This window comes from Streptomyces sp. bgisy100, assembly GCF_057709105.1.
Genome location: NZ_JBYITE010000008.1, coordinates 129,128 through 141,362, shown reverse-complemented (window position 1 = coordinate 141,362; position 12,235 = coordinate 129,128). Strand labels below are relative to the sequence as shown.

The 12,235-nt window shown below is 72.6% G+C and carries 8 protein-coding genes; 5 read left to right on the top strand and 3 right to left on the bottom strand.

The genetic code is table 11. The annotated features are described in order from the left end of the window. Nucleotides 1-62 precede the first annotated feature (62 nt). On the top strand, nt 63-935 hold the full coding sequence (locus AC3EQ1_RS08195; RefSeq protein WP_432093622.1) for a class I SAM-dependent methyltransferase: 873 nt from the start codon (nt 63-65) through the stop codon (nt 933-935). Nucleotides 936-1,144: 209 nt separating this feature from the next. Here AC3EQ1_RS08195 and AC3EQ1_RS08190 read toward each other — a convergent pair whose 3' ends face one another. Both AC3EQ1_RS08190 and AC3EQ1_RS08185 read right to left on the bottom strand, forming a co-directional pair. Next, nucleotides 1,145-1,978 (bottom strand): aldo/keto reductase, encoded by an 834-nt coding sequence (locus AC3EQ1_RS08190; protein WP_432093621.1) that lies wholly within the window; start codon nt 1,976-1,978, stop codon nt 1,145-1,147. A 136-nt stretch (nt 1,979-2,114) separates the two neighbouring features. Further along, nucleotides 2,115-3,938, bottom strand: a complete 1,824-nt coding sequence (locus tag AC3EQ1_RS08185) for an AMP-dependent synthetase/ligase (protein WP_432093620.1) — start codon at nt 3,936-3,938, stop codon at nt 2,115-2,117. A gap of 903 nt (nt 3,939-4,841) precedes the next feature. Between AC3EQ1_RS08185 and AC3EQ1_RS08180 the strand changes: the two genes are divergently transcribed. Beyond that, nucleotides 4,842-6,116: a right-handed parallel beta-helix repeat-containing protein gene (locus tag AC3EQ1_RS08180; RefSeq protein ID WP_432093619.1), complete on the top strand. Its 1,275-nt coding sequence runs from the start codon at nt 4,842-4,844 to the stop codon at nt 6,114-6,116. Nucleotides 6,117-6,425: 309 nt separating this feature from the next. Here the strand turns inward: AC3EQ1_RS08180 and AC3EQ1_RS08175 are convergent, their stop codons facing one another. Then, on the bottom strand, nt 6,426-8,366 hold the full coding sequence (locus AC3EQ1_RS08175; protein ID WP_432093618.1) for an exo-alpha-sialidase: 1,941 nt from the start codon (nt 8,364-8,366) through the stop codon (nt 6,426-6,428). Between the two features lie 775 nt (nt 8,367-9,141). On the opposite strand from AC3EQ1_RS08175, the gene AC3EQ1_RS08170 reads away from it, so the two are divergent. The 3 genes from AC3EQ1_RS08170 (at nt 9,142) to AC3EQ1_RS08160 (ending at nt 12,103) form a co-directional block, all read left to right on the top strand. Next, the gene (locus AC3EQ1_RS08170; protein ID WP_432093617.1) at nt 9,142-10,359 is read left to right on the top strand and encodes a cytochrome P450 family protein; all 1,218 of its coding nucleotides are present in this window, start codon (nt 9,142-9,144) and stop codon (nt 10,357-10,359) included. A 152-nt stretch (nt 10,360-10,511) separates the two neighbouring features. Further along, nucleotides 10,512-11,264: a DUF6879 family protein gene (locus AC3EQ1_RS08165; RefSeq protein ID WP_432093616.1), complete on the top strand. Its 753-nt coding sequence runs from the start codon at nt 10,512-10,514 to the stop codon at nt 11,262-11,264. After that, nucleotides 11,261-12,103, top strand: coding sequence for a helix-turn-helix domain-containing protein (locus AC3EQ1_RS08160; RefSeq protein WP_432093615.1), 843 nt, complete (start codon nt 11,261-11,263; stop codon nt 12,101-12,103). The genes AC3EQ1_RS08165 and AC3EQ1_RS08160 overlap by 4 nt, the downstream gene beginning before the upstream one ends. The last annotated feature ends 132 nt before the right edge of the window (nt 12,104-12,235 follow it).

The window sequence follows — 12,235 nt, the reverse complement described above, 5'->3', positions numbered from 1 at the left end:
GGTGGCTCCCGCCATCCTCAACGGCGACAGCGACGGCACGCACCGACCGGAGGCGGACAACGATGACCGACCATCACCAGCACGGCACGGAGATCGACTGGGATGCCATGGGACCGCTCCTCGAACTGGAGGGTGAGGTCCAGATCCCGCTGCTGGAGCAGGCCGCCGGCTGGCTGCGCGGCCGGAGCGGCGGGGTGCGGCGGGTGCTGGACGCCGGCAGCGGTCCGGGCGTCATGAGCTGCCTGCTCGCCCGGGAGTTCCCGGAGGCCGAGGTGGTCGCCGTGGACAGCGGGCGCGAGCTGCTCGACCGGGCCGAGCGCCGGGCCGCCGGCCAGGGGCTGGCCGAGCGGGTCCGCACCCACCTCGCCGATCTGCCCGGCGGGCTGGACCCCGTCGGGCCGGTGGACCTCGTCTGGTCCAGCAAGGCGGTCCACCACCTCGGCGACCAGGTGGCCGCGCTCGCCGCGCTCGCCCGCTGCCTGAGCCCCGGCGGCATCCTGGCGGTGTCCGAGGGCGGGCTGCCCCGCCGCTGGCTGCCCCGCGACATCGGGATCGGCCGGCCGGGGCTCCAGGAGCGGCTGGACGCCCTCAACGCCGACCGGTTCACCGAGATGCGCGCCGCGCTCCCCGGCGCGAAGTCCGAGGTCGAGGACTGGTCCGCGCTGCTCGCCGCGGCCGGTCTCGAACCCGTCGGCACCCGGACCTTCCTGCTGGACCTGCCCGCACCGGCGGCGCCCGGGGTCCGGGAGTTCGTGGCCGCCGACCTGGCGCGGCTGCGCGAGAAGCTGGCGGACCGGATCGACGCGGACGACCGGGCGACGCTGGGCCGGCTGGCCGACCCGGACGACCCGGAGGGCATCCTCCGCAGGCCGGACGTCTTCCTGCTGAGCGCCCAGACCGTGCACGCCGCCCGGCGGCCGGGACCGGACAGCTGAGCGGGCACGCCGCCCCGGTCCGGTGAGCGCCGCCCCGGTCCCGTGAGGGGGCCTTGCCCGGTGGGTGCGCGGCCCGGCGGGCAGAGGGCAAGGGCCCCTGAGGACATCCGGCCGGGTCGGCGCATGCGAACGGCGCCGCCACTCCCGAGGAGCGGCGGCGCCGTGGCGAACCGGCCGGAAGGCCGGCCCTTCCGGTGGTGCCGGACCGGTCAGGCCACGTCGAAGGTGGCCGGGTCCGGGCCGAGGCGCTGGCCGGTGTCCAGGCCCGCGACGGCGCTCAGATCGGCGTCGTCCAGCTCGAAGCCGAAGAGGTCGATGTTCTCCTTGATCCGGGACGGGGTCACGGACTTCGGGATCACGACATTGCCGAGCTGGAGGTGCCAGCGCAGCACGATCTGGGCCGGGGAGCGGCCGTGCTTGCGGGCGATCTCCCCGAGCTTCGGGTCGTCCAGCAGGCCCTTGCCCGACCCGATCGGCGACCACGCCTCGGTGGCGATGCCGTGCTGCGCGTGGAGCGCGCGGGCCTCGGCCTGCGGGAACTGCGGGTGCAGCTCGATCTGGTTGACCGCGGGCACCACGGAGGTCTCGTCCAGCAGCCGCCGCAGGTGCTCGGGCTTGAAGTTCGACACGCCGATGGCCTTGGCGCGGCCGTCGGCGAGGATCGTCTCGAGCGCCTTCCACGTCTCGACGTACCGGTCGCGCGACGGCAGCGGCCAGTGGATCAGGTAGAGATCCACGTAGTCCAGGCCGAGCCGGGACAGCGAGGTGTCGAACGCCTTGAGGGCGGCCTCGTGGCCGTGGTCGGCGTTCCACAGCTTGGTCGTGACGAAGAGGTCCTCACGGGGGAGGCCCGAGCCGGCGATCGCCTTTCCGGTGCCTTCTTCGTTCTGGTAGGCGGCGGCCGTGTCGATGCTGCGGTAGCCCGCCTCCAGCGCGAGGCCCACGGCGCTCTCCGCCTCGTCGTTCGGCACCTGCCAGACCCCGTAGCCGAGCTGCGGCATCCGGACGCCGTTGTTCAGGGTGGTGAAGGGGACCTTGCTCACGCGTCGATCCTTTGAAAGTGGACGGTCGGATACCACTGTCAACGATCTTCGGGGGCCGCCGCATTCCCGGTGAGCCGTCCGGATGTGCCGGGCCGCCGTGTCGGACGGCTCGGATCGGCTGCCGCGGGGCGTGGCCTCAGGCGTGATAGAGGGCGTCGACCTCCGTGGCGTACGCCTTCTCGATCACCTTCCGCTTGAGCTTGAGCGACGGCGTGAGCATGCCGTGCTCCTCGGAGAACTGCGCCGCCAGGATCCGGAAGGTCCGGATCGACTCGGCCTGGGACACCAGGGTGTTCGCCGCGACCACCGCCCGCCGGATCTCCGTCTCCAGGTCCTTGTCGCGCACCAGATCGGCGGGCCGCAGCTTGGGCTTGCCGCGCATCTGCAGCCAGTGCTCCACGGCGTCGGGATCGAGGGTGACCAGCGCGGCGACGTACGGGCGGTCGTTGCCCACGACGATGGCCTGCGAGACCAGCGGGTGCGCCCGCACCCGCTCCTCCAGCGGGATGGGCGACACGCTCTTGCCGCCCGAGGTCACCAGGATCTCCTTCTTCCGGCCGGTGATCGTCAGATAGCCGTCCTCGTCCAGCGCGCCGAGGTCCCCGGTCGCCAGCCAGCCGTCCTTGAGCACGGCCTCCGTGGCCTTCGGCTCGTTGAGGTAGCCCTGGAACACCTGGCCGCCGCGCAGCCACACTTCACCGTCGTCCGCGATGTGCACCGTGGTGCCGGGGATGGGCCGGCCGACCGTGCCGTAGCGGGTGCGCCGCGGCGGATTGGCGGTGGCCGCGGCGGTCGACTCGGTGAGCCCGTAGCCCTCGTAGACGGTGATCCCGGCACCGGCGAAGAACAGCCCCAGCCGGCGCTCCATCGCCGAACCGCCCGACATCGCCGTCCGGATCCGGCCGCCCATGGCTTCGCGGACCTTGCTGTAGACGACCTTCTCGAAGAACTGGTGCTGCATGCGCAGACCGGCACCGGGGGCCGAACCGGTACCGAACGCCTTGTGCTCCTGCGCCTCCGCGTACCGCACCGCGACGTCGACCGCCTTGTCGAACGGCCCCTCGCGCCCCTCCGCCTCGGCCTTCCGGCGGGCGGCGTTGAAGACCTTCTCGAAGACGTACGGCACGGCCAGGATGAAGGTGGGCCGGAAGGCGGCCAGGTCCGGCAGCAGTTCCTTGGCGCCGAGGCTCGGCTGGTGGCCCAGCTTCACCCGGCCGCGGATCGCCGAGACCTCCACCATCCGGCCGAAGACATGGGCCAGCGGCAGGAACAGCAGCGTGGACGCCTCGTCACCGGGCTTGGAGTGGAACACCGGCTCCCAGCGGGCGATCAGGGTGTCCGACTCGAACATCAGGTTCGCATGGCTGATCACACAGCCCTTGGGGCGGCCCGTGGTGCCGGAGGTGTAGATGACGGTGGCGGGGGAGTCGGGGGTGACCGCCAGCCGGTGCCGGTGCACCACCTCGTCGTCGATGTGCTCCCCGGCCGCCGTCAGCTCGCCCACCGCGTCGGCGTCGAGCTGCCACAGCCGGGTCAGCATCGGCAGCCGGTCGATCACCGAGCCCACCGTCATGGCGTGGTCCTCGGTCTCGACGATCGCCGCGGAGACGCCCGCGTCGTACATCATCCAGTAGACCTGCTCGGCCGAGGACGTGGGATAGACCGGCACCGGCTGGGCGCCGATCGACCAGAGCGCGAAGTCGAACAGCGTCCACTCGTAGCGCGTACGGCACATGATCGCGACGCGGTCGTTGAACCGGACCCCCTGGGCCAGCAGCCCCTTGGCGATCGCGAGGACCTCCGCGCAGAACTCCCCCGAGGTCACATCCCGCCATTGCCCGTCGACCTTCCGGCCGAGTGCCACCCGGTCCGGATCGTCGGAGGCATGGTCGAAAACGGCGTCCGCCAGGCCTCCGACCTGGGGTGCCGCCTCAACTGGAGGGACGGTGAACTCGCGCAATGACTGCTCCTAGCGTGCTCAGCACAGCGCCGCGACGGTACCCGATCCGGCCCCCGGGAGGGAGAGGCGTCCCGGAATCGGAAATGGCGACATCTGCGCTGGTCAGACCGCGATGTGCGGTCCTGTGCGGGACAGCTTGGGCGAAACCTGACTCCGGAGTAAGGAGAGTGCGCGGCAATCTCCACCGAATCCGCCCGCGGAAGTCACGGACGCTTTACAGTGCGTGCCTTCATGGGGGCGGATGGGCCGGTTACCGCCGGTCGGGGCGGCCCGCGGGGCGCGGAGCCAGGTCTTCCGCTTCGGCTCTCCGCGGGGCGTGCGCTCCGGCACCTGCTCCCGGGGTGTGCGGGTGTCGCGGCCGGCGGCCGTCGACGGTCGCGCCGCCCGGGACGGGAGTGCTGACGCGGGCCGTACGGGGAGACGGCGTCGGGGGCACCGGGGTTGCTCCGGCAGCCCCGGAGATTTCGCGAGGGCGTCCGGACACCGGGGGTCGAACCGCGGGACGGCGGCGCAACGGCGCCCGGCGGGGCGGCGGGCCGTGCCGGACGGCGGAGTGCGCTGGGCGACGGATCCCGGGCGGCCGGGGGAGGGGCGGTGAAGACGGCGTGAGGAGCGGGGGTGTTGCGGGGCGTCGCGGGGCGGTGAAAGGCGTCCGCGGATCGCCGGCTCCGCCGGCACCGGGCGGCGCCCCGGCGGCTCGGCCGGCGACCGGCGGGCGGCGGACGGTCCGGGAGTTCTGCCACATGCCCGGCATTCGGTGCTATCTGGTACTCCATTGGACGTCCGGCGGGGTCCACGTGCCGGGTAAATGCGATGATCGGCCTGTTACTGGGTTCGTCCGATTCCGAGCGGTGGCCGTCGTGCAGCAGCGGCCGCCGTCGCTCCGTACACAGAGGAGAACCCGTGAAGTTCACCCGACTGTGCCTGGCTCCCGCCGGGGCCGCCTTGATGCTGGGGGCGCTGGCCGTACCCGCCGACGCGGCCACCACCGCCGTACCGTGCGACACCGCCCAGCTGATCGCGGCGATCAACGCCGCCAACAGCGGCGACGGCGCCACGCTCGCGTTGGCCGCCGGCTGTGCCTACCACCTGACCACCCCGGCCGACGGGGAGAGCGGGCTGCCGGTGATCGTCAAGCCGATCACGCTCGAGGGCAACGGTGTCACGATCAGCCGCGACGTGGACGCCGACGAGGCGTTCCGCATCTTCACCGTCGGCGCGGGCGGTGAACTCACCCTGGAGGCGCTCACCGTCGAGGGCGGCCTCACCACGGCCGACGGCGGGGGCATCCTCGTCCAGAACGACGGGGCCCTCACCGTGGACACCAGCCTCATCACCGGCAACACCGCCGCCGGGGACGGCGGCGGCATCGCCGTCGACAGCGGCGGCACGGCGGCCCTCACCAACACCTCCGTCACCGAGAACTCCGTGGCCGACGCCTCGGCAGCGGCCCCGTCGGCCGCCGGCAGCCCGGCCGCTGTCCCGTCCGACGCGGCCAGCGCCGCCGCCGCGCCCTCGGCGGCTGCCGCACCGTCGGCTGCCGCCAGCCCGGCAGCCGAAGCGTCCGCTGCCGCCAGCCCGGCGGCCAAGGAGTCCGCTGCCGCCAGTGCTGCCACAGACGCGTCCGCCGCCGCCACCCCGGCCGCCAGTGCCTCGGCCGCCGGCACCGTGGCCGCGGACGCTTCGGCCACCGCCGGCGGCATGGCCGGTGGCATCCTCAACAACGGCGAGATGACCATCGACGGGGGCACCAAGGCTGACGGCACCCGCAGCGCGTCCACCACCCGTGATGTGCCGAGCAGCACGAACGACGAGGACGAGAACTCGGTGACCTACCGGGACAGCCACAACAACGTCACCGGCAACGTCACCGGCAACAGCTCCACGACCACCAGCCCGGGCACCGGCACGCAGACGGTCTGGAACTTCGGCGTCCCGGACCTATTCCGGGACGCCGGGCAGACGTCCCGCACCGCGACGACCCAGCCCGAGGGGTACGCGAACGTCTCCGGCTCCGTCGCGCTGGACCGCCGTCAGGTGACCACCACCACGGGCAGCACGGCGGGCGGCGGGCTCGCCCTCGGCCTCCCGCTCACCGGGGTCGGGACCACCATCAGCGGCAACAGCCCGGCCAACTGCACGGGCAGCGCCACCGTCCCCGCCGGCTGCGTCGGCTGACCCTGCGCCCCGGCTCGTCCCGGCCCGTGCCGCCCGCCCGCTGGGAACGGGCGTCACGCCGGGCGGCGTCTGGCCGGACGGGCGGCTCCGGGAGGCGGTGATGCCGCTCCCGGAGCCGCCCCCGCGGCCCGCCGCCCCCGAGGTCAGCCGCTCCCGAGGTCAGCAGACCCCGAAGCCGTGCCCCGGGCTCGGCGACGACTCCCCTCCGCCCGGCCCGGCGCTTCCCCGGCCCGGCCCGACGTTTCCTCCGCGCGGCCCGGCCCCGGTACGCACCTCGCCGTGCGTCAACCTCTCCTCTCAGCCGTCCCCTCAGCCGTCCGCCGGACGCACCCGGTCCAGCGGCAGCCACAGCACCGGGAGCCGGCCGATGGGGCCGCCCCAGGTGCGGAGGCGTTCCAACTCCTTCTCGGAGAGCGCCCGGTCGTAGACCCGTACGTCGTCGAGCGCGCCGGTGAGCCAGGTGCGGCTGTCCGCGGACTGGCCGAGATGGACGCCGAACGTGGAGGACCGGCTCACCGTGCCCGGCACGTCCGGCGCGGTCACCTCCGCACCGTCGACGGCGAGCAGCAGCCGGCCGCCGGTCCGGCGCAGCGCGAGATGGTGCCACGCGCCGTCGTTGTGCGCGCCCGGCGTGCTCACCGTGGCCGTCGCCGCGGGCCGCGCTCCGTCGGCCGTGGTGATGAGCCCGGTGATCCGCCCGCGGGACGGCTCGCCCCGGATCCATACCTGCGGATTCCGGTTCCCCACGCCGCCCATCCACAGGAACGGCTGGTCGCCGGCGGTCGTGGTGTACCGGAACCAGAGGCTTGCGGTGAAGTCACCCGCCCCGAGGCGCAGCGACTCCCGGAAGGGCAGCCGCACCGCGTCGTCGCCGCCGTCGAACGACAGCGCCCCCTTGAACCGGCCCGCCACCTCCGCCGCCCCGCCGAGCACGGTCGCCCCGCGGGCCCACAGGGCCCGGTCCGCCGTGGTCGGGTCGGGGGCGCGGCGCGGGCCCAGCCACTCCTCGGTGAACCGGGCGAAGCGGATCTCGTCGCGGGCATCCGCCGTGCCGCCCTCGTAGAGCAGGCCGACCTCGTCGTCCGAGAGGGCCACCAGGTCGGAGTAGCCCGACCAGTCGGGGGTGACCCGCTTGCCCCGGTCGGCGCTCTCCCAGGTGCGCCCCTCGTCGTAGGACGAACGGATCGTCATGGTCCGGCGGCGGTCGGGGTCGGCGGGCGCGGAGAACAGCAGCCTGCTGTACCCGTCCCGGTCCCGGCTCCGCAGCCGCAGCGCGGCGCCCTGCACCATCGGCGTGGTGAGGTCGGGAAGGGCGCGGAAGGGCGCGGCGAAGCTCTCGCCGCCGTCCCGGCTGACGGCGTACGTCCGGTGACCCAGGTCCGTGCCGTCCTGCTCCCGCCCGTTGACGTGGACCGCGCCGTCGCTCCGTTCGAGCAGCGTCATCTCGGACGGCTTCTGACGGAACGTTCCGTCGGGGGCGACGGGCCAGGTGTCCACGGCGCCCACCCGCCAGGTCCGGCCGCCGTCGTCGCTGTGCACCAGCGCCGCGTGGTTCGCGGTGATCCGGGCCCCGTCGTGGCTCTCGGCGTTGACCCCGAACACCAGCCGTCCGGCGTGCCGTCCGCGCGTCAGCTGAATGCCGTGCACCGGGCCCGTGGCGTACCAGGAGTTCCAGGCCGGGGGCCGGATCGCCTCCGTCAGGTCCCGGGGCGGCGACCAGGTCGCGCCGTCGTCGTCGCTGTACTGGAGGTGCGGGGTGCGGTCGCAGGGCACGGCGCAGCTCAGCGAGTCGTCCCGGCCCTTGTTGTAGGTGGTCGCGACGAGGATCCGGCCGGTGCGGGTGTCCACGACGGGTGCGGGGTTGCCGTGGGTGTCACCCGCGCCGTCGTCGACGACCTGGAGCGGGCCCCAGGTGCGTCCGCCGTCCGTGGAGCGCTTCAGGACGAGGTCTATGTCGGCGGCGTCACCGCAGTTCAGCACCCGGCCCTCGGCGAAGGCGAGCAGGGTGCCCCGGACGGTCCGCACGACCGCCGGGATCCGGAAGCAGGCGTACCCGGGGTCCTGCGAGGCCTTGAACAGCACCTGCTGCTCGAAGCCGCCGGAGGCCGCGGCCGGGGAGTCCTCCGCGGCCGCGGCCCGCACGGAGACCGCCGGCGGGACGAGCAGGGCGGCGGCGAGTAAGACCCACAGCCGGCGCCACCGGAGCGGGCGTGGACGGGGTCCGGGGCGTGGACGGAGAACTGACGGCATGGCGCGTCCCTTCAGCCGATAATCCGGACATCCCACGTCCCATGTCCGGGCGTCGACGGTACGTGCCGGGCATTCCTCCTCACAAGCACCGTGCGCCCATCAGCTCGTCCGGAGTAGCCGAGGCCCCGTCGGGCACGGGGGAGGCGGTGCGGCCGGGACGGTGGACAGTTCGGCGAAGGCGCCGGTGAACGCGAGCCCGGTGCCCCGGTCCCCGACGGAGAGTCCGTCACGCCGGCGCAGAGCGCGGCGACGGTCCCCGCCACATCCCCGCCGCGCACCCCGGGCAGCGGCGCCCCGCCGCGCACCCGTTGCACGGACGGCAGGGACACCCCGATGGCCTCGGTGCGGATCGGCAGCTCGCCGACCCGCTGGGGCGGCTGGTCACGGGTTCGATGACGGGGGTTCCTGACGGCGCTCGAAGCGGTAGCGTTCGATGACGCCCGGCCCGGTCGATCCGCATCAACTGCACAGCTGCCAACCGCACAGCTGCCAACTGCACAGCTGCCAACTGCACAGTGTCATCGGTGTCATTCATCGATGTTTTGACGTCTCGTCATGCTGAGGAGCCGAAAGGCCGTCGGGATGTGCGGGCTGCGGGCGCGTGGCCCGCGGCACGGCCGCCGTAGCGGGACCGTCCGACCCGGGCGGTTACGTCGCGTGTCGGCCTCGGCGCCCCCCTCCGCCACGACGTGACGCGCCGCTCCGTACCGCTGATGCGCCCGGCCTCCCGCCGCAGCCCGCCGGCCCAGCCGTCCTCACCCACCGAAGGGACCCCATGGACACCGCGCCCCGCAAGCCCGGATCAGCCTGCCCGCTCGGTTTCGACCAGCACGCCGACAACGCCCGGCTCCGGGACACCGGCGGCGCGGCCCTCGTGGAACTCCCGGGGCAGGTGCAGGCCTGGGCCCTGGCCCGGCATGACGCACTGCAACAGGCCCTCGCCGACCCCCGCTTCGTCAAATCCCCCGAGCACTGGAGCGCGCTCGCCGAAGGCCGGGTCCCGCCGGGCTGGCCCCTGATGACCTTCATCATGAACAAGGGCATGACCACGGCCGACGGTGACGAGCACCGCCGGCTGCGCGGCCTGGTCTCGAAGGCGTTCACCCCGCGCCGCACCGCCGCGCTGCGCCCGCGCATCGAGGAGCTGACCGACGCCCTGCTCGACTCCCTCGCCGACGCCGCACCCGGCCCCGTCGACCTGCGCGCGCACTTCGCCTATCCGCTGCCGATCGGCGTCATCTCCGAACTCCTCGGCATCCCGGAGGACCGCCGGGACGCACTGCACGGGCTCTGTGAGGTCCTGGTCAGCAGCACCACTCCGCCCGCCGAGGCGATCGCCAACGTCCGCGCCCTGCACGCCGCACTCGGGGAGATCATCACCCGGAAGAGGCAGCACCCAGGCGACGATCTCACCTCGGCCCTCATCGCCGCCCGGGAGGACGGCGACCGGCTCAGCGAGGAGGAACTCGTCGGCACCCTGCTGCTGATGTTCCTGGCCGGGCACGCCACCACGCTCAACCTCATCTGCAACGCCGTACGGGCCGTGCTCACCCACCCCGACCAGCTCGCCCTGGTCCAAGCCGGCGAGCAGACCTGGGGCGCGGTCGTGGAGGAGGCGTTGCGCTGGGACAGCCCCGTCGGCCAGTTCCCCATGCGCTACGCCGCCGAGGACGTCGAGATCGACGGAACGGTCATCGCCAAGGGCGAGGCGGTCCTGGCCTCGTACGCCGCCGCCGGACGCGACTCCCGGGCGCACGGCCGGAACGCCGAGCGGTTCGACATCACCCGCGGCCCCACCCGGCATCTCTCCTTCGGGCACGGCGCCCACTTCTGCCTCGGCGCCTCACTGGCGCGGATGGAAGCGGAGACCGCACTGGAACGCCTCTTCCACCGCTTCCCGGCCCTGCGACTCGCCGCCGCCCCGGAGGACCTCCAGCCCCTGCCGTCCATCGTCTCCAACGGCATCCGGACGCTGCCGGTGACCTTGGGCTGAGGTGCGGGGGTCCGGGCTCTTCCTGACCGCTGATCAGGTCAGACGGTCGGCGCTCCCCCAAAGGGGCACACCTTCCTGTGTTCTGTCGTGACCCGCGCGGAGAGGGCTACGGTGGGCGAGACCGACGCCAGACCCGTGAAGGGGGACACGTCATGGCTCGCAGGCTCCGTATGGTCGGTACGAACTCAGGGAACAACGGATGCCCCACGCTCTACGAGATCGAGGGGACGGCCGAGTACCTCGTACAGGGAGACGCGGTGACCGATCCCGCCGAGCTCGCCCAGCTCCGCAACGTCAAGGACGGGGAAGCCGCTGTCACCGTTCCGCGTGAGCTGCTCGCGGTCTTCGGCCCGAAGGAGGCAGTACACGTGCCGCAGTTCATCGGTTTCGAAGAGTTCGACGGCATGTTCGAGACCTTCGAGCACACCGCATGGCGTCTGGAGTCGCGTCGGCGCTATGCCTCGGATGAGGACACCGAGACCTACCATCAGTTCGCCCGAGGCCAGGCCGTAGCGTGGGACCTTGAGGACCCCTGGTGCCTCTCGCGCCGGGAGCAGTCGGCACGGGGCAAGAGGTTCGAGCGGGTGCGCATCGTGGACACTCCAGCAACCACGGGCCAGCTGTACCTCCTCGACAACGCGCGCCGGAACGCGGCCGTGGGCGAGGACATCCGCAACCTTCCGCGGGGCACCGCGGACGGCCTTGCCCTGCCCGCTGAAGATTTCTGGATCTTCGACTCCCGGGTTGTGGCGCTGCTCGGCTTCGATGACGCCGACAGGCTGACCGGTGTCGAGTTGATCACTGACCCGGTGGATGTCCTCCGGTACTGCCAGATCCGTGACGCAGCTTGGCACCATGCGCAGCCATACAGCGACTTCGCGGCCCAGGTGACTTCGACCGCGTGACCACCGACTTCCAGCAGGCTCGGGCTTCCCTCGGTGTGCGGCTGCGTGAGTTGCGCACCCAGGCGGGACTCACCGGCCGTGACCTCGCCGCGCTGCTGGGCTGGGCGCAATCCAAGGTGTCGAAGCTGGAAACCGGCAGGCAGACTGCCACCGCAGACGATCTGCGTGCGTGGGCCGTAGGCGTCGGACGTCCCGAAGTCACTGCGGAGCTGAACGCCCGGGTGCAGGGGCTCGAATCACGCTCCCGGTCCTGGCGCCGTCAGCTCACCGCCGGCCACCGCCCGGTGCAGGATGCGCTCAGTGCCGAGTACGAACGATCCACCGTCCTGCGGGCCTGGGAAAGCGCCATGGTCGTCGGCATGCTCCAGACCGCCGACTACGCCCGTCACATCTTTACCCGGTACGCCGACCTTCATGAATCCGTGAGGGACATCGACGATGCGGTGCGTGCCCGCGTGCAGCGCCAAGACGCGCTGTACCGGCCCGGACGCACCTTCCACATCGTCATGGGCGAAGCGGCGCTGCACACGGCGATCTGTCCGCCATCCGTCCTGGCCGCCCAACTCGACCGACTGTCCGGAGTCTTCGGACTCGACACGGTGTCGCTGGGCATCGTGCCCTTCGGCGCACCGGTGAGCATCCCCCCGGCCAACGGCTTCTGGATCTATGACGAGCGGCTCGTCATCGCAGAGGACTGGCACGCCGAACTCTGGCTCAACGACGCCGACAACATCGCGCTGTACCGCAAGGTGTGGGAACTACTCAGCCGGTCGGCGGTGTATGGGCACAAGGCGCACCGACTCATCACTCGGGCGAGGGCGCAGCTCGTCCTCACGTGAGCACATCGGAGAATCACCGGCTCCGGCCGGAGAATACTCAAGAATCGGGCACGCCAGTCAGCCGAGGGCTTCCCTACGGTCCTGCTCATGGGCACAGAGACATGCAGTCTGCGGCCTGAGTGGCTGCTACCC

What these genes read in the sequence shown, in the direction of transcription:
- AC3EQ1_RS08195 (WP_432093622.1), top strand. Translation starts at nt 63, where the DNA reads ATGACCGACCATCACCAGCACGGCACGGAGATCGACTGGGATGCCATG.
- AC3EQ1_RS08175 (WP_432093618.1), bottom strand. Translation starts at nt 8,366, where the DNA reads ATGCCGTCAGTTCTCCGTCCACGCCCCGGACCCCGTCCACGCCCGCTC.
- AC3EQ1_RS08170 (WP_432093617.1), top strand. Translation starts at nt 9,142, where the DNA reads ATGGACACCGCGCCCCGCAAGCCCGGATCAGCCTGCCCGCTCGGTTTC.
- AC3EQ1_RS08165 (WP_432093616.1), top strand. Translation starts at nt 10,512, where the DNA reads ATGGCTCGCAGGCTCCGTATGGTCGGTACGAACTCAGGGAACAACGGA.